This window comes from Campylobacter sp. MIT 12-5580 (assembly GCF_005406235.1).
GTDB lineage: Bacteria > Campylobacterota > Campylobacteria > Campylobacterales > Campylobacteraceae > Campylobacter_D.
In genome coordinates this window covers 125,747-148,522 of sequence record NZ_NXLK01000002.1, presented here as the reverse complement: position 1 = coordinate 148,522, position 22,776 = coordinate 125,747, and the positions used below count along the sequence as shown (strand labels likewise).

The following is a 22,776-nucleotide window of genomic DNA, read 5'->3' as shown; positions in this document are numbered from 1 at the left end:
TTTTGCTATAATTAGGATTTTATACATTCTATATCGTTTAAAAAAGTAAATACTAAAGATAAAAAGGGATACAATTATGAAAGCATTAGCACTTTTTAGCGGTGGGCTTGATTCTATGCTAGCGATGAAGCTTATCACAAGTCAAGGCATAGAAGTAAAAGCTTTAAATATCAATATAGGCTTTGGCTCAAGGTCTGATAAAAGCGAGGATATGAAAAGACGTGCAGCTTTGGTTGGGGCTGATTTTGAGATGATTGATGTAAGAAATGCTTATCTTCAAAAGGTGCTTTTTAACCCACAATATGGCTATGGCAAGCATTTTAATCCCTGTATTGATTGTCATGCTTTTATGTTTAAAACCGCTCTTTCTATGTTAGAGGCTGAAAAGGCTGATTTTATCATCACTGGAGAGGTATTAGGACAACGTCCTATGAGTCAAAGAAGTGACGCTATGGCTAAGGTTAAACGTCTTGCAGATGATGAGGAAGACTTGATCTTGCGTCCTATGTGTGCAAAAAACTTGCCTGAAACAAAGCCAGAACGACTTGGCTGGGTGGATAGAAACAAGCTTGAGGGCATAAGTGGCAGAAGTAGGAAAAGACAGCTTGAACTTGCTGCTCAATTTGGCTTAGAAGACTTTGAAAGTCCAGGTGGAGGCTGTTTGCTTACACTTGATAGCTTTGCAAAAAAGATTAAAGACTTTAAAGAATTTGATCAAAATATGCAAGTTAATGACGCTCAACTTTTAAAATACGGCAGGCATTTGCGTTTACCAAATGGAGCCAAGATGATAGTGGGGCGAAATGAGCTAGAAAATCAGCTTTTAAGGGGACTAAAAACAGATAAATACGAAGAAATAAAGCTTGGCGAGCTTATTGGGGCGTATTCTTTAGTGGATCAAAATATCAGCAAAGAAGATTTAAATTTAGCCTTAAAAATAGCTTTAACTTATACTAAAGCAGATCCAAATAAAAGCTATGAATTAAGCTTTAAAGATGAACTTTTTACTCAAAGTCCTTTTGAAAACAAAGAGCATTTAAGCGAATTTTTTATAAGCTAGAAAAAAGCTTTTTAATCCTGTTTAGTGATATTTTTAAATTTCAAAGCTCATTAAGCACTCCATCTTTAAGCTCTAAAAGCTCGTCACATAGAGCATTGAGTATGTTTTGATCGTGACTTATACATAAAAGTGTGAGCTTAAACTCAGCTTGCAAGGCTTTTAGGAGTTTGATGATTTGTACTTGTAAGAGTACATCAAGATTGCTTAGGGCTTCATCAAGGATTAAAAGACTTGGTTTTGTGATTAAAGCTCTAGCTAGGGCTATTCTTTGAAGCTCTCCTCCGCTAAAATAAGGCACTTTTTTATCAAGCTCGCTTAAATTTAAAGCTTTTGCTAGCTTTTTTAGCTCTTGTTCTTGGCTTTGTTTATCAATGTTTAAATTCCACAAAGGCTCAAGTATAGCCTCTTTTGCGCTAAAATTTGGATTAAGCGTGGCTGGTGGGTTTTGAAAGATTATGCCTAAACTTTTTTTGTATTCTAATTTTTGAGTGCAAAAATCAAAGCCATTTAAATTTAAACTTGCATTTTTAGCCTTTTCAAGTCCAAGCAAAACACGCACAAGTGAGCTTTTTCCGCTTCCATTTTTACCTACTATAGCTAAATTTACGCCCTCATAAAGTTTTAAATCAAGCTTGTTAAGCACGATTTTAGGCTTTTGCCTTGAAAAAAAGCCACCTTGTTTATAAGAAAGATTGATATTTTTTGCAAGAAGTAAGGCTTTGGTTTTTGGCTTTAGTTTTGGTTTAAAACTATTTTGCTCTAAAAGATGAAAGGCTTCTAAAAAAGCTTTGGTTTTTTTGCATTCACTTTGGGTAAAGATGTACTTGGCATTTCCTTGATCTATGATTTGTCCTTGATCTAAGATGATGATTGTATCAGCATTTTGAGTAAGCTTTAGGCTGTGCGTAACAAGCAAAAAAGCAAAATGAAATTTAGCTTTTAGTCTAAAGATAAGCTCAAAAAGTTCTTTTTCTCCACTTGAATCCAAATCACTACTTGCCTCATCAGCAATAAGCAAATTTAAAGGCGCACACAACGCAAGAGCGATCATCACTCTTTGAAGCATACCTCCGCTAAGCTCGAAAGGATAAGCATTTAACACCTTTTCATCAAGCCCAACCTCAGCTAAAAGTCTTTTGTATTCTTGTTCATCTGGTTTTAAATTTTTAGCCAAAAAAGTTTCTTTAAAATGAAATTTTATGCTAAAAACATGATCAAAACAAGAAGCAGGATTTTGCAAGATCACGCCAAAGTTTGCTTTTTCATGCCAAAAAAGCTCGCCTTTGCTTGTTAAATTTGAACTATTTAAGTTCATTAAAGCCTTTATAAGCGTGCTTTTTCCAGCCCCACTTGAACCAATGATAGCAAGGTATTCATCTTTTTTAAGCTTAAAATTGATATTTTTTAAGAGATAATTTTGCTTTTCATCACATACGCTTAAGCTTTTACATTCTAGCAAATTCATCTTTGTCCTCTTTCTTGCAAGGCTTCACCAAGCAAATTAAAGGCGGCTACGCTGATAAAAATGGCAAGTCCAGCATAAAGCATGAGTTGAGGCTCACTCATCACAAAAGGGGCTGCATCGCTGATCATCACGCCCCATTCAGCATTTGGAGCTTGCACGCCAAGCCCTAAAAATGAAAGTCCAGCGATGTGTAAAAGCATATGTCCTATATCAAGGGTGATTAAAACTGAAATTTGACTTAAGACAAAGGGCAGTATATGCCTACAAATCACTTTTATATCACTTGTGCCTAAAGCCTTGCTGGCTAAAACAAAGCCTTGATTTTTTTGTTCTAAAACTAAAGATCGTATCATTCTTGCATACCAAGCCCAATGTGTTAAGGCTATGGCTAAGATAACATTAACAAGCCCTATGCCAAAAATGGCGATGAAAAATAAAGCCAAGATAAAAGTAGGAAAGGCAAAAAACACATCACACACTCGCATTAAAATCTTATCCCAAAACCCACCTTTATAGCCAGCTACAAAGCCCACCACAAAAGAAAAGCTTAAAATACAAGCAAAGATTAAAACAACAGCAAACAAAGAAAGTCTAGCTCCATAAATAAGCCTTGTAAAAACATCTCTTCCTAAATGATCTGTGCCAAGTAGATGAGTTAAAGATGAAGGAGCAAATTTATTGCTTATATCTATAGCATTTGGATCATAGGGTAAAAGCGGAGCAAATAAAGCCAAAAGCACGATTAAAACAATAAGTGCTAAAGAACAATAAAGCTTAAAATTCCTCTTTTTCATCGCTAATCCTCATAAGCTATTTTTGGATTTAAATACACATAGAGTATATCAATAAATAAATTCATCACGATAAAAACCAAAGTTACAAGTAGGACAAAACACTGCACCACAGGATAATCATGACTATAAATAGCTCCCACAGCATACCTTCCAAGTCCAGGCAGAGCAAAAAGTATCTCAACCACCACAGCCCCACCTAAAAGCTCACCAAAGTGCATACCAAGTGAGGTGCTAACAGGAACAAGTGAGTTTTTAAGCAAGTGCGTACGTGCAATTTTAGCCTCACTTAAAGCTCTTGCCCTTGCATAAAGCAAAAAAGGAGCTTTTAAACGCGCTAAAAAACTTGCTCTCATTAAACGCACATTTATACACAAAGACATTAAAGACAAGGTCAAAACAGGCAGTATATAACGAGTAAAACCAAGCTCACTAAAAGGAGAAAGCACACCAAAACCAAGTGTAAAAACAAGAATGAGTAAAAAACCAAACCAAAAACTAGGGATTGAAACCCCAGCAAAAGAAAAAAGCAAGATACACTTATCAAACAAAGAATTTTTCTTCAAAGCTGCAATTATACCTAAAGGAATGCTTACGCAGATCAAAAAAAGCATAGAAAGCAAGGTTAAACACAAAGTCGTTGGCAAATAATACAGCAAATCCCCCAAAACCTCGCGTTTAGTTACATAAGAAATGCCAAAATCAAGGCTTAGGGCATTTTTAAGCCAAAGGAAGTATTGTTCTAAAAAGGGTTTGTTTAAGCCAAGCTCTATGCGAGCAGTATTTAAGGCTTCATCAGTGGGTGGAATTTGAGATTGCACCAGATATGAAAAAGCAGGGTCAACCGGACTTAAACGAAGCAAGGCAAATACCACAAAAGAAACCAAAAGTAAAATCAAAGGCACATATAAAAGACGTTTGAGTATAAATTTAAGCATACGCTAGCCTTGCAAAGTTTTTAACTTGATATATTTTTAAGTTCATATTTATTCTTGAAGCTCTATTTTATGGAGCATAAACTCAGTTGCCATAGCTCCAAACTCAAAATGCTTGATCTTAGCTTTATCATAGACTGCAAAAATGCTTTCATAATTTATAGGTAAATATATATAGCTTTCTTGCAAGGCGTTTAGGACAAAATCATAATTCTTTCTTAAAATTTGCTCATCAGCAGTGTTTAAAATAGCTCTTATGCTTTTATCAATCTCTGCTTTATTGGCTAAATCCTTTTGAGCCATAAAATCTGCATGAGAAGGCTCAAGCATAGAACCTAAGAAAGAGTGAGGATCAAAAGGATTGCCCCAAGTTGAATTAAAAATCAAGTCAAAATCCCCACTCCTTTGCCTTTGATAAAAACTCACTTCTTCACTTGCAAGCAAATTCAAATGTATATTTACCCTTGCTAAGTCCCCTTGTAAAGCCTCAGCAATAGCCTTTTGTATAGGATTTGTGCCTATATAAACAAGATCTAAATTTACTTTTTTATCATAAGCTTTTACACTTTTACAATCCACTTCTTTTTCAAGCCTTACATGATCAGCATAAGGCAGGCTTGGGTGGAAAAGCTGATTTGCCTTTTGATTTAAATTGAGCAAAATCCCATTCATCACAACATCCTTGCAAAAGGCTTGAATGATAGTTTTTCTAAGCTTCATATCATTTGTGGCATGATCTTTTGAAGCATTTATAGTCAGCATAGTTGTGCCTTGAACGCCTGATTGTTTAGTCACAAAATTTTTATCTGTGCTTAAACGTTTAAAATTTTCATAACTAATAATATCCTCGCCCACCAAAAGATCAATGCCCTTGCTTTGAAGTGCTAAAACGCGTGAGTTTGGATCAGGTAAAACCTTGATGATAAGGCGGTCAAAATTTGGCTTTTTGCCTCTATAATAAGGATTAAGCTCAAAAATATCATATTCGCCCAAACGAGTTTGTTTAAGAACAAAGGCTCCAGAACCAATGGCTTTTTTAATGCCCTTTGAAGTATCCTCGCTTTGAAAGGCTGAAGGAGCAAGTATGCGGTAAGGACGAGGCAGGCTTAATTCTGCTAAGGTTGCTGAATACGCACTATCAAGCTTTAACTCAAAATGCGTCTCATCAAGGGCTTTAAAAGCACGAATTTTTTGAGTAAGTCCTAGCCAAGAATGCCTTTCTTTGTTTAGCATTATGGCTTTGAAATTTTTTTCTACAGCATAAGCATCAAGGCTTGAACCATCTGCGAATTTTTGTCCCTTTGGGATAAAAAAAGTATAGGTTTTTCCGTCCTTGCTTACTTCCCAAGAACTTGCGATTAAAGGTTCTATCTTGCCATTTTCATTGTATCTTACCAAACTTTCATAGGCTAAAACTTGAGCAAACATTTGATTTGGTGAATACAAATGCGGATTTAAAGCCCCAACATTTACTGGATAGGCAATAGTTAAATCTTTTGCAAAAACAAGACTAAAACTCAGCAAAAACAAGCTTATAAAAAATTTCATCTTTTATCCTCAAGTGAATTAATAAAGCCCATTGTAGCTTAAAAAAAAATTTTTCGTAAGCCCCTAGGGGGGATATATTTTTAAAAAGTTTTAGAAATATAAAAACTTCCTTGTGCTATAATTAGCCAAATTTAAAAAAAGAGCAAGCAAATGAAAGAAAAGCAAACCAAATATATTTTCGTAACAGGAGGGGTGCTAAGCTCGCTTGGCAAGGGTATAGCCGCAGCTTCAATTGCTACCATACTTAAAAACTGCGGTTTAAAAGTAAGTATTTTAAAGGCTGACCCTTATATCAATGTTGATCCAGGCACTATGAGTCCTTTTGAACATGGAGAAGTGTTTGTAACAGCTGATGGGGCTGAAACTGATCTTGATTTGGGGCATTATGAACGTTTTTTAGATGAAAATTTAAGCCAGCTTAATAACTTCACCACAGGACGCGTCTATCAAAGCGTGATTGAAAAAGAAAGAAGGGGTGAATATCTTGGCAAAACCATACAAGTTATCCCTCATATAGTAGGCGAGATTAAAGAACGTATCAAACAAGCTGCATTTGGCAAAGATATACTCATAGTTGAGATTGGTGGAACAGTTGGGGACATAGAAGGCTTACCTTTTTTAGAAGCCATACGCGCTTTAAAGCTTGAAGTAGGTAAAAATAACGCGATGAATATCCACCTTACCCTAGTGCCTTTCATCAAAGCAGCAGGCGAGCTTAAAACCAAGCCAACCCAACACAGCGTCAATGAACTTCGCCGTATAGGCATAAGCCCTGATATGATTATCTGTAGAAGCGAGTTTAGCCTTGAAAGCGAACTTAAAGAAAAGATAGCCATAGCTTGTGGGGTAGCTAAAAACTGCGTCATAGAAAGCATAGATGCTCCAAGTATTTATCAAATCCCTTTAAATTTCTTAAAACAAGACATTTTAAACGCTATAGCCTCACTTTTAGAGCTTAAAAATCTTAAGCCTGATATGAAAGAATACGACAGCCTTGTTAAAAGAGTAATCGCTCCAAGTGATGAGGTGCAAATTGCTTTTGTAGGCAAATACATAGACTTAAAAGAAAGTTATAAAAGCCTTACTGAAGCCTTAATCCACGCTGGAGCCGCACTTGATACAAGGGTAAATATCAAGTGGATTGATAGTGAAAAACTTGAGAGTCAAGACATCAACGAGCAGCTTAAGGGAGTAAGTGGGATTTTAGTAGCTGGAGGCTTTGGAAATAGAGGTGTTGAAGGTAAAATTAAAGCCATTGAGTTTGCAAGAGTGCATAAAATCCCATTTTTAGGCATTTGTCTTGGTATGCAACTTGCCTTAATCGAGTTTGCAAGGCATATTTTAGGCTTAAAAGATGCTAATTCTAGCGAATTTGAAAGCAAGTGTAAAAATCCTGTGATTTTCTTAATCGATGAATTTATAGATAAAAATGGCAAAAAACAAATCCGCACCCACCAAAGCCCACTTGGTGGCACAATGAGACTTGGCGAATATGAATGCAAGATCAAAGAAAATAGCCTTTTAAGTCAAATTTATGCAGGCAAAAAAAGCATCAAAGAACGACACCGCCACCGCTATGAAGCTAATCCTAAATATAGAAAAGATTTTGAAGAAAAAGGACTTATCATCAGCGGAGAAAGTGAAGGCTTAATCGAAGCTGTCGAGCTAAAAGCTCATCCTTTTTTCATCGGCGTGCAATTTCACCCTGAATTTACCTCAAGGCTTGTAAATGTAAATCCCGTCATCTTAGCCTTTATCAAAGCAGCATTAAACCATGAACACGCTTAATAAAGAAGAAATCAAACGCATTTTAGCCCTTCGTTTTGAAAAAGACTTGCATAAAAATCTATGCGATTTACCTTTGCCAAGTCGCTTAAAAGACATCTATAAAGGCGCTGGGCGTATCAAAGAAGCTATAGAAAAAAATGAAAAAGTAGCTATTGTGGGTGATTATGATGTTGATGGGGTGATAAGTTGCGTGATTATGGCTGAGTTTTTTGATGATATAGGCTTTGATTATGTGGTAAAAATCCCAAACCGCTTTAAGGACGGATACGGCTTAAATGAAGACATCGTTAAGGAGCTTAATGTTGATCTTATCATCACGGTTGATAATGGCATAGCTGCAACTGAAGCTGCAAGATTGTGCGAGCAAAAAGGCATTGATCTTATCATCACTGATCATCATATGCCCCCAGCTATGCTACCAAAAGCTTATGCTATCATTAATCCTAAGCAAAAAGGTTGTGATTTTCCAGATATTGAAATTTGCGGGGCTCAAGTGGCTTGGTATTTAATCGCGGCTTTAAAAGAAGTATGCAAACTCAAATACGATATGTGTAAATTTATCGAACTTTTAGCCATAGCCATAATGGGCGATATGATGGAGCTTAGAGACTTAAACAGGGCTTTAGTAAAAAAAGGCATAGAAAAGATAAATGCGTCCAAACGCCCTGCTTTTAAAGCGATCAAGCATTGCTGTCAAAAGGATAAATTTGAACTTGATCACATAGGCTTTTTAATCGCTCCTTTGATTAACTCAGCTGGTAGAATGGACGATGCGATGCTTAGTTATGAGTTTTTACACACCAAAGACTATGATAAGGCTTTAGAGCTTTTAAAACAGATCGTAGAATGCAACAATACCAGAAAAGAAGAAGAAAGACAGCTTTTTGAAGAGAGTCTTAAACAAGTTGATGAAAGCAAACCTTTTATCTTAGTCAGTGGTAAAGATTGGCATGAAGGGGTTTTAGGCATAGTTGCAAGTCGCTTAGCAAGACATTTTAACAAGCCAGCCTTTGTGTTTTGTGAATTTGAAAACAAGGCAAAAGGAAGTGCTAGAAGTGTCGGTAAAATAAATATTTTAAAACTCATTGAAAGTCAAAGAAATCTACTTTTAGCGTATGGAGGGCACAAAGGTGCGGCTGGAGCGTTGCTAGAATGTAAAAATCTCGAACTTTTTAAAAACAATCTCGAAAAGCTTTGTCAAGAACTTCCAAGCGAAGATTTTGTAAATTCAGAAGAGCTTTTAGGAAGTTTAGACATTAATGAAGTGGATTTTGAAATGCTTGAAATTTTAGAACATTTTGAGCCTTTCGGGCACAAAAACCCTCGTCCTTTGTTTGAATTTAAGGAACTTGTTGTTAAAAACAAAAAAAGACTTGGCAAAGATGAAAAACACCTAAAACTCATACTTTGCAAAGATAATACCAACATTGAAGCCTTATTTTTTAACTTTGATAAAGAACCGATGATAGGCGAAAAGATCACTTGCATAGCAAGCATTTCTAAAAACACTTTCAGAGGACTTTTAACACCACAGCTCATCATTCAAGAACTTTTCATTAAATAATTTGCAATAAAAAGCTAAAAATTAAATTTTGATAAGCCAAAAAATAAAAATATTTAAAAAATTTGCAAATTTCTTAAAATTTTACTCATTTTTTTCAAAAAACTTAATCTTTTTTTAAAAAATTCCCATTTTTTTGTAATTTTTAGAGCTATTTAAGTTTATATTAAGGGGGGGGGGGATACAATTTTTTTTCATTTTACTTTTTATGAAAGGTTTAACATGAAAAAAGTTTTAACAAGCTTTGCTCTCGTTTCAGCTCTAGCTTCTTCAGCAGCTTTAGCAGAACAATCAGGTGCTTTTGTCGGTATTGACGGAGGCTATGCTTCACACAAAGCAGGTAGTGAAAGTGGGTACAATGGCTTTCGTTATGGTTTAGTTGGTGGTTATAAATACTTCCTTGATGACAATTTAGGTTTTAGAGGTTATGCAAATCTTACTTTCGGAACTAAAGCAACTAAAGGTAGCAACAATCCTCAACTTGATAGATTTGACATAGGCGTAAATGCTGATGTGCTTTATAACTTCTTACAAAGTGGCGATCTTGAGTATGGTGCTTTTGGTGGTTTAAGCCTTGATTATGCAAACAATAAATTCAAAATCAAAAATTATGGTGATGAAAAAGCAAATGGCTTTGATCTTGGTATCAATCTTGGTTTAAGAATGAACTACACTCAAACTCATGGCTTTGAACTTTGGAGCAGATTTGGTTTAGTTGGTCCTAAATTTGATGATGGCGATGAAAAAGTTAAACAACCTTATGCTGTAGGACTTCGCTATACTTTCAATTTCTAATTTTATAGAAATTCATTGAATTCTAGCTAGAAAAGCCTTGCTTAAAAAGCTGGAATTTACTCAAATAAGTCTTTTTATAGACTTATTTGAAAACTTTCAAAGTGTGATACAAAACTTAACTTTCTAAATCCTTAAACTACCCTAGTTTAATTATTCTGGGGTAGTTTATACTAGTGATAGCGTTTAAAAGATCGGCTCAACTTAAAAGATAAATTTCAAACAAAAAGCAAAGCTTATAAAAGCATATTGTCTTTATCTTTTGCTTTCAAAATAAATTTCAAGCATTATTCAGCAAAGCAAGACTTAAAGCCATTACACCCATACCCGCAAGCAAGCCATACAAGCAGTGATGAGCCTCCCCATACACCCTAGCTGCTGGTAAAAGCTCATCAAAAGAGATATACACCATAATCCCAGCAATAATCGCAAAGGTAAAAGCCAAAGTCAAATCCCCCACAAAAGGTAGCAGTAAAAACACACCCACCAAAGCACCGATTGGCTCAGTAAGCCCTGAAAGTGCCGAGTAGATAAAGGCTTTTTTCTTATCTCCAGTAGCGTGATAAATCGGCAAGGAAACTGCCATACCTTCAGGGATATTGTGAATAGCAACAGCTATAGCTATGGCTATGCCAAAAGAAAGATTATCAAGCGAGGAAACAAAAGTCGCAAAACCTTCTGGAAAATTATGTATGGCTATGGCTATGGCGGTTAAAACTCCAGTGCGTTTAAGTGCTTTTTGCTTTGAGTTGTTAAATTCAGCCCTCGCATTTGTTTTGCGTTCAACAAGAGGGCAAATCTTAAGCTCATCATACTGCCCTTTTTCATCAAGGTGTAAATTTTCAGGGATAAGTTTATCTACAAAAGCTGATAACACAATGCCAAGAAAAAAGCACACTATAGCGATAAACTCGCCCCAAAACCCCTCATATACGCGAGAAAAATCCTTAAAAGCTTGAGGCAAAATCTCCATAAAAGAGATATAAATCATCACTCCAGCTGAAAACCCAAGCCCTATAGAAAGGACTTTTAGATTATCTTGTCTTGAAAAAAAGGCGATAATCGCACCAATAGCCGTTGAAAAACCAGCCAAAGCGGCAAGCAAAAATGCAAATAAAACTTGACTTGAACTTATATCCATAAATAAAAAAAACCTTAGATAATAAAAATTCTCTTTTAATAAGAATTGTATCATATTAATTTTGAAAAATGATAAACAAAACACAAAAATTTTATAAAAATATCCTTAAATTTAAGCATTTTTTCAGGGGGGGGGGGGGGTAGAATATTATCGAATTTTTAACTTTACTTTCAACTTCACAACAAAGGAAAAATAAATGAAAACCATTTCAAAACTTGCTTTAAGCGTGGCTGTGTTTGGCTTTTCAGCTTTAAATGCTCAAAATTTGGGCGAAGAAAAAACAGGTGTTTTGCTTGGAGTTTCAGTTTTAAATATGCAAAGTCAAACCCAAACTCAACTTTCATGGACAAAAGCTGATTTAGTGCCTTTTGGGGCAAGGCTTGGGTATCAAAAATTTGATGAAAAGGGCGTGTTTGGATCAAGGCTTTATGTGGATTATCATTACTCAAGTAGCGATAGTGAGGATAAAAGTCTTGAGCTAAAACAAAGCCTAACAAGCGTAAATTTAGATCTTTTGCTTGATTATAATATCCCAGAAACTCGCTCTTTCATCGGTGTTTTTGCTGGAATTCATTACACTTGGTTTAATTATAAGCAAAAAGTGCTTGTGCCATTTTTGTGGTGGAATCTTAATGATGAGTTTGAATTCAAACAAAAAGGCATTGGGTTTAATGCTGGTGTAGCTTTAAGCTTTGCAAGCAGGCACAAAATCGAAGTATATTATAAATCTTTGCCATTTAAAGAATACGAAAGCCCATCTTTGCACTATAAAAACGATGGTGGATTTGTTGGGATAGGATATCAGTATAATTTTTAAACTCAAAATGGTGGAGGCGAGGGGGATCGAACCCCTGTCCAAAAACAAAACAACTTAAGCCTCTACATACTTAGTAAAGATGAAAACTTCACTGCACCAAGCTCATCTTCCAAAACTTTTAAGCACAGCTAAGACTAAACTTCATCTCAAGATCGTCAAACTTGAAACTACGCTATCAAAGGATTACTCGCTGTTTTAACTAGATAGTATCATCAAAAAGCAAGGCTCAACTGAACTCACGCAGCTTTAGCGTAAGCAGGAGCGAATTTAACGTTGTTTGCGTTTAAATTTAGTCGGACTTTTAACGCTTTGTCCAAAGCGGTATGCCACCTAAGCCACCCTGCTCCTGTCGAAGCCAAGTCGCCCCCTTACTTGGATATGGAATTTGGCATTTTAACTAAACTTGGATTAAAAACAGCTAAAACCGCATCATCGTTTTCATAGCTCCTGCAATACTTCTCAAATTGATCGCTTAAAAGCAAAAGCCAATCCGTAAATTCATCACTTGCTGGACCAGTAAAACGTTTTGCTTGACTCATAAGCTCCTCGCAAAACACACACAGATCAGTAACCTCAACAAGCTCAAGCCTTCTTGAAGCCCAAGCTGTATTGTGTGCGAGGGTTTCAAGCTCATCAATAGCCTGCTTGTATTTGTCTGTATCGCTTGCAAGCTTGATGATAAGAGGTTCAAACCGATCACACATAGTGCGAAAAAATTGCAAAAATTTTTCTATATCATCATGCTCAAAATCTTGCTCTAAATTTTGTAATATCCCCATAATTTCCGCTAAGTCTTTTTATTTTTAACCTAATTCTAGCAAATTTTAGCTAAAATCTCGTAATAATTTTATCACAAGTGCAAAAATGGATCGAATAGTAGAAATAGAAAAATTTTCCCCAGATGAAGCTTATGAAAGCTCTTTGCGTCCTTCAAATTTTGAAGGCTACATAGGACAAGAAGCGATTAAAAAAAACTTAAGTGTTTTTATACAAGCAGCTAAAAAAAGGGGTGAATGCCTTGATCACAGCCTTTTTAGCGGACCTGCTGGGCTTGGAAAAACTACGCTTGCAAATATCATCGCTAGTGAAATGGGGGCAAGCATTAAAACCACAGCTGCACCCATGATAGAAAAAAGCGGGGATTTAGCAGCGATTTTGACAAATTTAAGTGAGGGTGATGTGCTTTTTATCGATGAAATTCATCGCTTAAGTCCGGCTATTGAAGAGGTTTTATACTCTGCTATGGAGGATTTTAGGCTTGATATTATCATAGGAAGCGGACCTGCGGCTCAAACTATCAAGATAGATCTGCCTAAATTTACGCTCATTGGGGCTACAACAAGGGCTGGAATGCTTAGTAATCCTTTACGAGATCGCTTTGGTATGCAGTTTCGCCTTGAGTTTTACAGCGATGAAGAACTAGCCTTAATCATACAAAAAGCAAGCTTGAAGCTTGATAAAGAGTGTGAAAAAGCCGCTTCTTTAGAGATAGCAAAACGCAGCCGCTCAACGCCTAGAATAGCCTTGCGTTTGCTTAAAAGAGTAAGGGACTTTGCTGAGGTAAATGATGAACTAAACATAAGTGAAGCAAGAGCCGTGCAGGCTTTAAACTCACTTGGGGTAAATGAACTTGGCTTTGATACTATGGATTTGCGGTATTTAGAACTTTTAACAGCAGCCAAACGCCGTCCTATAGGGCTTGCTAGCATAGCAGCAGCACTAAGTGAAGATGAAAATACTATAGAAGATGTGATAGAGCCTTATTTGCTCGCCAATGGCTACATAGAACGCACCGCAAAAGGGCGAGTTGCTAGCCTAAAAAGTTATGAAATTTTAAAGCTTGGGTATGAGAAGGGCTTGTTTGATTAGCTGGATTTTTTCAACAAAACAAATTTTTCCTTAGCATTGGCAAAGAACAAGAAGTTAAATGCTAAACAAGCTATAAGAAAACAAGCAAAGCAAGACGAACAAAAATAAACGAAAAATTTGCTTTAAGCCTCACCATTCATTTTTATATATAAAATAGCCATTTCCCCTAACAAACGAACCTTTATGCTTGAACTATTTTCTCTTGCATAAGCCCATCCTATAAATACAAGATTGTATTTGCCATTTTCATCGAGCATGTCTTTTTTATTGCGGCGTATACCAAAAATTTGCCCTTGTTTTGTGAGAATATTCAAATAATAATATTTATCTTCTTCTCTTTTTATATTTTCATAAACTGATAATTTTACCTTACCATAAAACTTATATATTTTACCATCATGCAATTGGGTAAATTTTCTGTTTAAGCTTTTTGTTTTTAAAACTTTTCTGGTTTGTTTTTTTGAATTTACACTCTTTGATTTAGTGCTTAAAAAAGTTTTTTCAGCAAGAGTCGTTGAATCTTTATTTTTATTATGTCCTAATTTTAATAAATGATTCATTGTTGAATGAAGCTCATTGTTTATTTGCTTTTTTGTTAAAATTTTACTAATCTTTTTTATATTTCTACTTAAAACAGGCTCATAGTAACGAATACAATCTTTGCTGTGTTGGCTACTTGGCTTTGTCCTTAAATGAGGTGTTTTTGCTACTTTAACAAAATACAATTTAGCTTTATAACAATAAGGACAAAACATATCGTTATAATATTCATTTAAATTATTATTCAGAACTTCTATAGAGATACACCGGGACTTTGCCTGACAAAAAAATTCAGCATATTTGATACTAACTCCCATAAAAACTCCTTAAATATCAATTTTCTATATCTAAAACTTAAATTTTAGTTTTTGTTTTATTCAAAAATATATTTTTTAAATTTCATTAAATAACTATTTTAGCATTAATAATCAAAAATTTATAAATAAAAACAAATTTATTAAGTTTAAAAAGCAAAACTTCACAAGTAAAAATATATAAGTGCAAACTTATACAAAAAAACCTGTAATGATTTTTTATGTAATTTAATACTGCGTATACTCATTTTCCTTTCACTCCTAAGTAATTCTTTCTCTTTCAACGCATTTGTGTTATAATGCCTTTTTTAAATTTAAGGACAAAACTCATGAATGGTAAGTTTTTTTTCATAGGCTTGATTTTAGTGGTGCTGTGCTTGCTTTTGTATTTGTTTAAAAGCTTTTTGATGGTTATAGCTATCGCTTCTTTGATGGCAGTTGCTACCTCAAATATCAATGCTAAATTTTTAAGCCTTTTTCATGGTAAAAAAGTGCTTGCGGCAAGTTCTACGACTACGCTTATGCTCCTGCTTTTTTTTGTGCCATTTTTTTATGCCATTACAAAAATGGGCGTGGCGTTAAAAAATTTTGATATAAGTCATTTAAATGCCACTTTGCTTTATTTTAAAAATTATCAGTTTAATTTGCCCGAGTCCTTAGCCTTTTTAGAGCCAAAGATAAGGGAATTTATCGCTAGTATTGATTTAAACAGCCTTTCAAAAAATGCTTTTACTCAGCTTGGAAATTTCACAAAAATCGGGGCGAAATTTCTTACTGATATGGTTTTAATCATCGTTTTTTACTTCTTTGCTAATCTTTATGGCACCCAGCTTATCATCTACTTAAAATCAGTCATTCCTATCAGCAAAGAAGAATTAAATGAAATTTTAAGCGAGGTAGGTAATGTCATGGCGGTGGTGTTTTACTCAACTGCTGTTATTTCTATACTTGAGGGCATTTTATTTGCCCTTATCATTGCTTTTTTTGGTTATGATGGCGTGCTTTTTGGCATTATCTTTGCTTTTTCTTCACTTATACCAGCAGTTGGTGGAGCTTTGGTATATGTGCCTTTAAGCTTATATGAATTTGCTTTAAATGGCTGGCAAAACGCAGCTTGGATATTTTTAGCTTCTATTATCATCATTTCACTTATTGCTGATACTTTCATCAAGCCTTTGATTATCAAGTGGATTAATGAAAAGCTTGTAAAAACTCCAACGCAGATCAATGAGCTTCTCATCTTTTTATCCATGCTTGCTGGAATTTCAAGCTTTGGTTTTTGGGGCATTATACTAGGACCTGCGATTTTAACCTTTTTCATCTCGACGATAAAAATGTATGTGATTTTAAAGGATAAAAAACTAGTCTAAGATAAAATTTTGCATATCATCACTTCCATAAAAGCTAAGATAGTTTTCAAGGGCTTTTAAGCCCTCTTCTTTTTTACCTTGCAAATTTTTAGCCCTTGCAAAAATAAGCCATGAATTTGGCTCTTTTGCATCTAAAGAATTCGCCTTTAAAGCCCAAAATATAGCTTTTTCATAGTCTTTATTTTCAAGATGAAAAGAAGCAAGCTTTAAAGCACTTTGCGTATTTTCTTTGGCGTAAAACTCAGCTTTTAATTTAGCTGGATTTATGGGGTAGGATTTAAGAATGACTTTCTTTTGTGGGCTTAAAGGGGCTAAATTTAAAGCCTGATCTTTTGCATTTATTTTTGCTAAAAGCTCTTCTTTTGCAAGTTTAGCCTTAGCAAGCTCTAGTCTTTGAAGCATTTTATTTTTCTCATGCAAAGCGATTTTAATCCGCTCTTTTTGTAAATTTTGTTCTTGTAAAAAGAAAAATACTCCAGCTAAACAGCCCACACATAAAGCAAGATAGGCAAATTTTAAAGCAAAATGTTTGAATTTATAAGCTTTGTATTTTTGCTCGAGTTCTTGAAGTTGGTATTCAGTCATAAGCTATCCTAAAATATTGTGATACAAAGCACTCAGCTCAAGCAAAGTTTTTTCACTTTTTGGCTTATTTTTATAATGAATTTGCAAGTCTTTAAAACTCAAAATAAGCTTATCAAGGGTTCTTAGATTGTATTTTACAAGCTTTAAAAGCCATTTTGCATTTGAGGCTTTAAGCTTAAGTTCAAATTTAAGCTCAAGATAAGATTCAAGCTCAGTTAAACTTAAATTTGAAAGCTCAAAAATGCTTGAAATTCGGCTTTTAAAATGTTCTTTATGAAAATCATCAAGCAGTTTGTGCGTACTTAAAATAAAGCTTATATTGCCTATATCGCTAAGCACTCGCAATCTTTCAAGCACCTTTTTTTCATACATTCCAAGCTCATCAAGGGCGATGATGAGCTGCTTTTGCTCTTTTAATCTTAAGCAAAACTCTTTAAATTCAAACTCTTGTTTAAAAATGCTTCTACTTAAAGCTTTTAAAAAAGCATTTTCATCACTAAAAGGTTCATTAAAAAGTATGAGTTTATGTTCTTTTTGAAGCTGATGAAGCAAAATGCTTTTTCCACTCCCACTTTTTCCCACAAGCAAGATCAAATTTTGCTTGAGTTTCAAGGCGTTTAAAATTTCATTTAAAACGCAAAGTTGTGAATGAAGTGGCACAAAAACTTCACTCATAGCGAATATCCTAAGTCCTTAAGGCTTGGCGAGCTTGAGCTTTCAATAATGCGAGGTGTGATGATAAAAACGATCTCACTTGTTTGTCTGCCTTGATTTTCACTGCGAAACAAAGCCCCTAAAAGAGGGATTGAGGACAAAAAGCTAACTGAGTTTTCATCGCTTAGCTCATCATGGCTGATGAGTCCGCCTAAAATAAGGGTTTGATTATTATCCATTTGCACGACTGTGGAGAGCTTTTTTTGTATGGTATCAGGGGCTATGCTTCGTGGCGTGTCTTGTCTGCGGCTATCTTGAGGGTATTTAAAACTGCTTAGACTAGGATTTATCCTTAGCATGATTTTATTATCATCTGAAATTTCTGGCAGTATATTAAGCAGTATGCCTACAAAAATGGAATAATTGTTAAAAACCTCACTCACAGTTGTGCCACTTTCTGTGCTTTTTGAGCTTTCTTTGACTTGATAATTTATAGTATCGCCTACTGAAATGATGGCTTGTTGGTTGTTTAGGGCGACAAGCTTTGGATTTGAAAGCACTTTTGTTTGTCCATTTTGTGAGAGAAAATTAAGCACTGAGCTTAAATTTACATTAGCATTTAAGCCTAAATTCCTTACAAATAAACTTCCATTTTGGTTTGATTGAAAGCTTAAATTTGAGTTTGTGCCGTCTTTGTTTTGGCTGTTAAAATCAAGGCTGAAGTTTTGCCAATTAATCCCACTTGAATGCGTTTCATTCAGGCTTACTGCGATGATTGAAACATCAATGATGACTTGTTTTTTAAGTCTAGCTCTAAGCGTATCGATGTATTGTTTCGCTCTTAAAAGCTGGCTTGGTGTGCCTGTGATGGTTATAAGTCCCGTGTTTGCGTTGATGATAATGGCTTTATTTTCTTTTTCAAGTTCAAGTAAATTTGAAAGCTGCATTTGTATATCTTGCCAAAAATCAAAACGTTCTAAGCTTTTTACAACATTATCTTCAGTATTTGCCTCAACGCCGCCAAAATCATTTTGCTTTGAACGCGAATCAACAGAAGCTTTGGTTACGCTTTGTCCCTCACGGATAGAAGTGATATAACTGAGTTTAAAGGTTTGGGTTTTAAGGCTTGAAATTTTAAGAATTTTGCCATTAAAATCAAAATGCAAATTCTGCTCTTTAATAAGAGTATGAAAAATCTCATCTAAACTCATTTGTTTGATATAGATATTTTTTTGCAAAAGATTGATCTTAGCTCTTGCGTTTTCATCAGCAAAAATAATGCTAAAAGAGCATTCTAAAGCAAGTTCTTCTAAAATTTCTTCAGTGCTTACTTCTTCAAGCACACTCAAGTCAAAAAGACGTTTAGAGCACGCATTTAAGTGGCTTTGCAACACTACAAGCAAAAAACAGCTAATCAATAAAAACTTTATGGTTTATCCTTTTTAACTTAAGATAAAAAAGCTCTTGATCTCTTTGCAAAAGCACAGAGTCATTTGAAATTTCAAGCAAACGAGCATTATCTAATGCTTCATTTACTTGATACCAAATTCCATTTATTTTGGCTTTTTGATTAAAAATTGCTTGAAGTTTTAAATTTGTATCAATCTTTATATCTTCATCATAAAAAGGATTTTTAAATTGCGTGATGTCAATGGATTTTTGCAAAGGCATAGCTTGAATACAAGTTAAAAAAGCTATACCAAAGCAAAAAATCCATTTTTTCAAGTCTAATCCTTGCCGTGATTTTGTCCTAACTCATCACTAAAGTCAGCCGCTGCAAAACGTTTAAGCTGGCGGTATCTTCTTTGCGCATCAGCTTTATTTTTTGCATATAGTTCGGCTGCATGCTCTGGACTTGACTTTTTAAGCGAGTTATAACGCACTTCATTAAGCAAGAAGCTTTCATAAAGATCCCAATCCGGAGCCTTGCCCTCAAGCTTAAGTGGATTTTTACCCTCATCTTGCAAGCGAGGATCAAAGGTATATAAAGGCCAATATCCACATTTTGTAGCAAGTTCGCCTTGATCGCCTGAATTTCCAAGCCCACCTTTAATACCATGAGCTATACAAGGTGAATAGCAAATCACCAAAGAAGGACCATCATACGCTTCAGCCGCCATTAAGGCTCTAATGAGGTGGTTATAATTAGCGTTTGAATTAACTTGTGCGACAAAAATATAACCATAAGTCATAGCAATTTGCCCCAAGTCTTTTTTCTGCACCGGTTTTCCAGCAGCAGCAAATTGAGCCACAGCTCCAGTATGCGTTGATTTAGAACTTTGTCCGCCTGTGTTTGAATACACTTCAGTATCAAGCACTAAAACATTGACATTTTCTCCACTTGCTAAAACATGATCAAGCCCACCATAGCCTATATCATACGCCCAACCATCACCACCAAAAATCCAGTGTGATTTTTTGGTTAAGAAGTGTTTAATGTCTAAAATTTCAGCAGCAGCTTTGTTGTCTTTATTTTGTTCTAAGATAGGCACGAGCTTATCGCGAATTTCTAGGGTTTTTGCACTGCTGTCTTTGTTGGCAATCCACTCTTTAAATAAAGCTGAAAGTGCATTTGGCACACTTGACATATTGTCATTCATAATCGTTTCTATGCGGTGGCGAACAGCTTCAGTAGCCACTTTCATACCAAAACCAAATTCAGCATTATCTTCAAAAAGCGAATTTCCCCAAGCCGGTCCATGTCCATTTTTTACACTTTTTCTATAAGGAGTTGAAGGAGCTGAACCGCCATAAATCGAGCTACAACCTGTAGCATTGGCAATAATCATTCTCTCGCCAAAAAGCCTTGTTACAAGAGTGATATAAGGCGTTTCGCCACACCCTGGGCAAGCTCCGTGGAATTCAAATAAAGGCTGAGAAAATTGTGCGCCTTTGACATTTTCTTTTGCCATAACTTCATCTTTGTAAGTGATTTGTTTGAATAAATAATCCGCATTTTCTTGCTCGCCAAAGTCAATCTCTTCTTCTAAAGGCACCATAACCAAAGACTTTTCTTTAGAAGGGCATTCATGCACGCAAAGCTCACAACCGGTGCAGTCAAGCGGAGAAACTTGAATTTTAAACTGCAATTTCTCGCCCTTTGTCCCTTTAGCTTCAAGATGATGATCTTTAACGCCTTGTGGAGCTAAAGAAAGCTCATTATCATTAATCAAAAATGGACGGATTACAGCATGAGGACAAACTGAAGCACATTGATTGCACTGAATGCAGTTTTTTTCTATCCAACGAGGCACCATAACACCTACGCCACGTTTTTCAAATTCAGTTGTCCCACTTTCAAAGTGTGCGTCTTCATAACCTAAAAAGGCTGAAACAGGCAGATCATTTCCTCTTGCTCTTTCCATAGGACGAGCGATTTTTTCAACAAATTCTGTGCCTTTATATGCATGCACTTCTTCTTTTGCTTCATCTTTAAGATTTGCCCAAGCTGGATCAACATTTACTTTTATAAGCCCATCAGCGCCTACATCAATAGCTTTATAGTTCATCTCAACGATAGCATCACCTTTTTTACCATAAGTTTTATAAGCAAGCTCTTTCATATATTTTTGAGCTTGTTCAAAAGGAATGATATTAGTAAGCTTAAAGAAAGCTGATTGCATAATGGTATTTGTGCGATTACCTAAGCCTATATCGCGTGCAAGTTTGGTGGCGTTGATGATATAAAAGTTGATTTTTTTCTCAGCTAGAATTTTCTTAACTTTGTTTGGGATATGCTCTATAGTTTCTTTTTCACTCCAAATGCTGTTAAGCAAGAAAGTTCCATTTTCTCTAATACCCTCAAGCACTTCATAAGTCTCAAGATACGCAGCTACCGAGCAAGCCACAAAGTGAGGCGTTGTCACAAGATAAGTTGAACGTATAGGTTTTTTAGAAAATCTTAAATGGCTTCTTGTATAACCACCTGATTTTTTACTATCGTATGCAAAATACGCTTGTGCGTAAAAGTCTGTATTATCACCGATGATTTTAATGGAGTTTTTGTTTGCCCCAACGGTGCCGTCTGCTCCAAGTCCATAAAACAAACATTCTGTAGTGCTGTCATTGCTTAAAGAGATATTATCTTTTACCTCAAGTGAAGTATGAGTTACATCATCAACTATACCAACAGTGAAGTTATTTTTTGGCTCTTTTTGGTTTAAATTCTCAAACACAGCAAACATTTGAGCAGGATTGACATCTTTTGAGCTAAGTCCATATCTTCCACCTACGATTAAAGGAGCGTTTTCTTTATCATAAAAAGCTGCACGCACATCAAGATAAAGCGGCTCACCAAGAGAACCTGGCTCTTTTGTGCGATCTAAAACAGCGATTTTTTTCACTGATTTTGGCATAACATTAAAGAAGTATTTTAGGCTAAATGGGCGGTAAAGATAGACTTTTAAAAGCCCTACTTTTTCGCCTTTTTTGTTAAGATAATCCACAACTTGCTCTAAAGTTTGAGTCACAGAACCCATAGCAATAACTATCCTTTCAGCATCAGGCGCACCATAATACACAAAAGGTTTATACTCTCTACCGGTAATCTTTGAAAACTCGACCATATATTCATTTACAACATCAGGCAAGGCATCATAAAAGCGGTTTGATAATTCTCTAGTTTGAAAGTAAATATCATCATTTTGTGCTGTTCCTCTTGTCTTTGGATTTTCAGGTGTAAGACAGGAGTTTTTAAACTCACGCACCGCGTCTTTATCAAGCAAGCGATCAAAATCAGCATAATCCATAAGCTCGATTTTTTGAATTTCATGGCTTGTTCTAAAGCCGTCAAAAAAGTGCATAAATGGCACACGACCTTTGATAGCTGCAAGATGAGCCAAGCCTGCTAAATCCATAGTTTCTTGCACAGAATGCGAGCAAAGCATAGCAAAACCGGTTTGTCTAGCTGCATATACATCTTGATGATCCCCAAAGATAGATAAGGCTTGAGAAGCAATTGATCGTGCTGCGACATGGATTACACAGGGGAGGAGTTGTCCGGCGATTTTATACATATTTGGAATTTTAAGCAAAAGTCCTTGAGAAGCTGTAAAAGTAGTGGTTAGTGCTCCAGCTTGAAGCGAACCATGCACGGTTCCAGCAGCTCCTGCTTCACTTTGCATTTCTACAACTTTAACCGGTGTTCCAAAAAGATTCTTTTTCCCAGCCGCTGCCCAAGCATCAACATGATCAGCCATAGGCGAACTTGGCGTGATAGGATAAATCCCGGCAACTTCAGTAAAAGCATAAGAAGCATACGCGGCTGCTTCGTTGCCGTCCATAGTTTTCATTTTTTTAGCCATAATGAATTCCTTTCTTTTTTGTAGGGTTGTTTTTGTGTTATGCCGTTTAGGATACTATTTATTTTCTTAAAAGTTAATTAAGCCATTTTGATAATCAAGACTGCGACAATGTTTTGAGTGGAATTTACACATTTTAGCGAAGTCTATTTGAGGGGATTGTATCGGTTAAAAGCAAATCAAAGAGCAAATACCATTTAAAAAATATTTTAAAAATATTAAATGGTATTTGCAAATTCATAACAA

Annotated in this window: 19 protein-coding genes and 1 other RNA gene; 7 read left to right on the top strand and 13 right to left on the bottom strand. The window is 35.5% G+C overall.

Annotation, left to right across the window (positions count from 1 at the left end; translation table 11 throughout):
* Window positions 1–76 precede the first annotated feature (76 nt).
* Window positions 77–1,060, top strand: a complete 984-nt coding sequence (locus CQA38_RS02650; protein ID WP_137632449.1) for an MnmA/TRMU family protein — start codon at window positions 77–79, stop codon at window positions 1,058–1,060.
* A 40-nt stretch (window positions 1,061–1,100) separates the two neighbouring features.
* On the opposite strand, the gene CQA38_RS02645 is transcribed toward CQA38_RS02650, so the two are convergent.
* The 4 genes from CQA38_RS02645 to nikA are packed head-to-tail and all read right to left on the bottom strand — an operon-like array spanning window position 1,101 to window position 5,799.
* A complete protein-coding gene (locus tag CQA38_RS02645) occupies window positions 1,101–2,525 on the bottom strand; it encodes an ATP-binding cassette domain-containing protein (protein ID WP_137632448.1) in 1,425 nt (474 codons plus the stop codon).
* Entirely contained in the window at window positions 2,522–3,319 is a 798-nt protein-coding gene (gene nikC / locus CQA38_RS02640; RefSeq protein WP_137632447.1) for a nickel ABC transporter permease subunit NikC, read from the bottom strand. Before nikC ends, CQA38_RS02645 begins: the two co-directional genes overlap by 4 nt.
* 2 nt (window positions 3,320–3,321) lie before the next feature.
* On the bottom strand, window positions 3,322–4,254 hold the full coding sequence (locus CQA38_RS02635; protein ID WP_137632446.1) for an ABC transporter permease subunit: 933 nt from the start codon (window positions 4,252–4,254) through the stop codon (window positions 3,322–3,324).
* Between the two features lie 48 nt (window positions 4,255–4,302).
* The gene (gene nikA, locus CQA38_RS02630; protein WP_137632445.1) at window positions 4,303–5,799 is read right to left on the bottom strand and encodes a nickel ABC transporter substrate-binding protein; all 1,497 of its coding nucleotides are present in this window, start codon (window positions 5,797–5,799) and stop codon (window positions 4,303–4,305) included.
* 150 nt (window positions 5,800–5,949) lie between these two features.
* Here nikA and CQA38_RS02625 point away from each other — a divergent pair, with 150 nt between their 5' ends.
* The 3 genes from CQA38_RS02625 (at window position 5,950) to CQA38_RS02615 (ending at window position 9,943) form a co-directional block, all read left to right on the top strand.
* Window positions 5,950–7,587 carry a CTP synthase gene (locus tag CQA38_RS02625; RefSeq protein WP_137632444.1) on the top strand — a complete coding sequence of 546 codons (1,638 nt, stop codon included), beginning with the start codon at window positions 5,950–5,952 and terminating at the stop codon, window positions 7,585–7,587.
* Window positions 7,574–9,151 carry a single-stranded-DNA-specific exonuclease RecJ gene (recJ, locus tag CQA38_RS02620; RefSeq protein WP_137632443.1) on the top strand — a complete coding sequence of 526 codons (1,578 nt, stop codon included), beginning with the start codon at window positions 7,574–7,576 and terminating at the stop codon, window positions 9,149–9,151. Before CQA38_RS02625 ends, recJ begins: the two co-directional genes overlap by 14 nt.
* A gap of 219 nt (window positions 9,152–9,370) precedes the next feature.
* The gene (locus CQA38_RS02615) at window positions 9,371–9,943 is read left to right on the top strand and encodes an outer membrane beta-barrel protein (RefSeq protein ID WP_137632442.1); all 573 of its coding nucleotides are present in this window, start codon (window positions 9,371–9,373) and stop codon (window positions 9,941–9,943) included.
* 277 nt (window positions 9,944–10,220) lie between these two features.
* On the opposite strand, the gene zupT is transcribed toward CQA38_RS02615, so the two are convergent.
* Window positions 10,221–11,081 carry a zinc transporter ZupT gene (gene zupT / locus CQA38_RS02610; protein WP_137632441.1) on the bottom strand — a complete coding sequence of 287 codons (861 nt, stop codon included), beginning with the start codon at window positions 11,079–11,081 and terminating at the stop codon, window positions 10,221–10,223.
* A gap of 196 nt (window positions 11,082–11,277) precedes the next feature.
* Here zupT and CQA38_RS02605 point away from each other — a divergent pair, with 196 nt between their 5' ends.
* Entirely contained in the window at window positions 11,278–11,898 is a 621-nt protein-coding gene (locus CQA38_RS02605; protein WP_137632440.1) for an outer membrane beta-barrel protein, read from the top strand.
* Between the two features lie 8 nt (window positions 11,899–11,906).
* On the opposite strand, the gene ssrA is transcribed toward CQA38_RS02605, so the two are convergent.
* Window positions 11,907–12,266, bottom strand: a transfer-messenger RNA (tmRNA) gene (gene ssrA, locus CQA38_RS02600).
* Window positions 12,267–12,677 carry a histidine phosphotransferase gene (locus tag CQA38_RS02595; protein WP_137632439.1) on the bottom strand — a complete coding sequence of 137 codons (411 nt, stop codon included), beginning with the start codon at window positions 12,675–12,677 and terminating at the stop codon, window positions 12,267–12,269.
* An 85-nt stretch (window positions 12,678–12,762) separates the two neighbouring features.
* Between CQA38_RS02595 and ruvB the strand changes: the two genes are divergently transcribed.
* Window positions 12,763–13,767, top strand: a complete 1,005-nt coding sequence (ruvB, locus tag CQA38_RS02590) for a Holliday junction branch migration DNA helicase RuvB (protein ID WP_137632438.1) — start codon at window positions 12,763–12,765, stop codon at window positions 13,765–13,767.
* A gap of 122 nt (window positions 13,768–13,889) precedes the next feature.
* Here ruvB and CQA38_RS02585 read toward each other — a convergent pair whose 3' ends face one another.
* Window positions 13,890–14,624: a hypothetical protein gene (locus tag CQA38_RS02585; RefSeq protein WP_137632437.1), complete on the bottom strand. Its 735-nt coding sequence runs from the start codon at window positions 14,622–14,624 to the stop codon at window positions 13,890–13,892.
* A gap of 296 nt (window positions 14,625–14,920) precedes the next feature.
* Here CQA38_RS02585 and CQA38_RS02580 point away from each other — a divergent pair, with 296 nt between their 5' ends.
* Window positions 14,921–15,991, top strand: a complete 1,071-nt coding sequence (locus tag CQA38_RS02580; RefSeq protein ID WP_249355157.1) for an AI-2E family transporter — start codon at window positions 14,921–14,923, stop codon at window positions 15,989–15,991.
* On the opposite strand, the gene CQA38_RS02575 is transcribed toward CQA38_RS02580, so the two are convergent.
* The 5 genes from CQA38_RS02575 to nifJ are packed head-to-tail and all read right to left on the bottom strand — an operon-like array spanning window position 15,983 to window position 22,533.
* Entirely contained in the window at window positions 15,983–16,576 is a 594-nt protein-coding gene (locus CQA38_RS02575; RefSeq protein WP_137632435.1) for a CDC27 family protein, read from the bottom strand. The genes CQA38_RS02580 and CQA38_RS02575 overlap by 9 nt on opposite strands.
* Before the next feature lie 3 nt (window positions 16,577–16,579).
* Window positions 16,580–17,251: an ATP-binding protein gene (locus CQA38_RS02570; protein ID WP_137632434.1), complete on the bottom strand. Its 672-nt coding sequence runs from the start codon at window positions 17,249–17,251 to the stop codon at window positions 16,580–16,582.
* Window positions 17,248–18,621 carry a pilus (MSHA type) biogenesis protein MshL gene (mshL, locus tag CQA38_RS02565; RefSeq protein WP_249355155.1) on the bottom strand — a complete coding sequence of 458 codons (1,374 nt, stop codon included), beginning with the start codon at window positions 18,619–18,621 and terminating at the stop codon, window positions 17,248–17,250. The genes CQA38_RS02570 and mshL overlap by 4 nt, the downstream gene beginning before the upstream one ends.
* A 19-nt stretch (window positions 18,622–18,640) precedes the next feature.
* Window positions 18,641–18,955 (bottom strand): hypothetical protein, encoded by a 315-nt coding sequence (locus CQA38_RS02560; RefSeq protein WP_137632432.1) that lies wholly within the window; start codon window positions 18,953–18,955, stop codon window positions 18,641–18,643.
* 2 nt (window positions 18,956–18,957) lie between these two features.
* A complete protein-coding gene (gene nifJ, locus CQA38_RS02555) occupies window positions 18,958–22,533 on the bottom strand; it encodes a pyruvate:ferredoxin (flavodoxin) oxidoreductase (protein ID WP_137632431.1) in 3,576 nt (1,191 codons plus the stop codon).
* Between the last annotated feature and the right edge of the window lie 243 nt (window positions 22,534–22,776).

Coding starts and splice junctions, on each gene's coding strand:
- CQA38_RS02650 (WP_137632449.1), top strand. CDS start 77: ATGAAAGCATTAGCACTTTTTAGCGGTGGGCTTGATTCTATGCTAGCG.
- CQA38_RS02645 (WP_137632448.1), bottom strand. CDS start 2,525: ATGAATTTGCTAGAATGTAAAAGCTTAAGCGTATGTGATGAAAAGCAA.
- nikC (WP_137632447.1), bottom strand. CDS start 3,319: ATGAAAAAGAGGAATTTTAAGCTTTATTGTTCTTTAGCACTTATTGTT.
- CQA38_RS02635 (WP_137632446.1), bottom strand. CDS start 4,254: ATGCTTAAATTTATACTCAAACGTCTTTTATATGTGCCTTTGATTTTA.
- nikA (WP_137632445.1), bottom strand. CDS start 5,799: ATGAAATTTTTTATAAGCTTGTTTTTGCTGAGTTTTAGTCTTGTTTTT.
- CQA38_RS02625 (WP_137632444.1), top strand. CDS start 5,950: ATGAAAGAAAAGCAAACCAAATATATTTTCGTAACAGGAGGGGTGCTA.
- recJ (WP_137632443.1), top strand. CDS start 7,574: ATGAACACGCTTAATAAAGAAGAAATCAAACGCATTTTAGCCCTTCGT.
- CQA38_RS02615 (WP_137632442.1), top strand. CDS start 9,371: ATGAAAAAAGTTTTAACAAGCTTTGCTCTCGTTTCAGCTCTAGCTTCT.
- zupT (WP_137632441.1), bottom strand. CDS start 11,081: ATGGATATAAGTTCAAGTCAAGTTTTATTTGCATTTTTGCTTGCCGCT.
- CQA38_RS02605 (WP_137632440.1), top strand. CDS start 11,278: ATGAAAACCATTTCAAAACTTGCTTTAAGCGTGGCTGTGTTTGGCTTT.
- CQA38_RS02595 (WP_137632439.1), bottom strand. CDS start 12,677: ATGGGGATATTACAAAATTTAGAGCAAGATTTTGAGCATGATGATATA.
- ruvB (WP_137632438.1), top strand. CDS start 12,763: ATGGATCGAATAGTAGAAATAGAAAAATTTTCCCCAGATGAAGCTTAT.
- CQA38_RS02585 (WP_137632437.1), bottom strand. CDS start 14,624: ATGGGAGTTAGTATCAAATATGCTGAATTTTTTTGTCAGGCAAAGTCC.
- CQA38_RS02580 (WP_249355157.1), top strand. CDS start 14,921: ATGCCTTTTTTAAATTTAAGGACAAAACTCATGAATGGTAAGTTTTTT.
- CQA38_RS02575 (WP_137632435.1), bottom strand. CDS start 16,576: ATGACTGAATACCAACTTCAAGAACTCGAGCAAAAATACAAAGCTTAT.
- CQA38_RS02570 (WP_137632434.1), bottom strand. CDS start 17,251: ATGAGTGAAGTTTTTGTGCCACTTCATTCACAACTTTGCGTTTTAAAT.
- nifJ (WP_137632431.1), bottom strand. CDS start 22,533: ATGGCTAAAAAAATGAAAACTATGGACGGCAACGAAGCAGCCGCGTAT.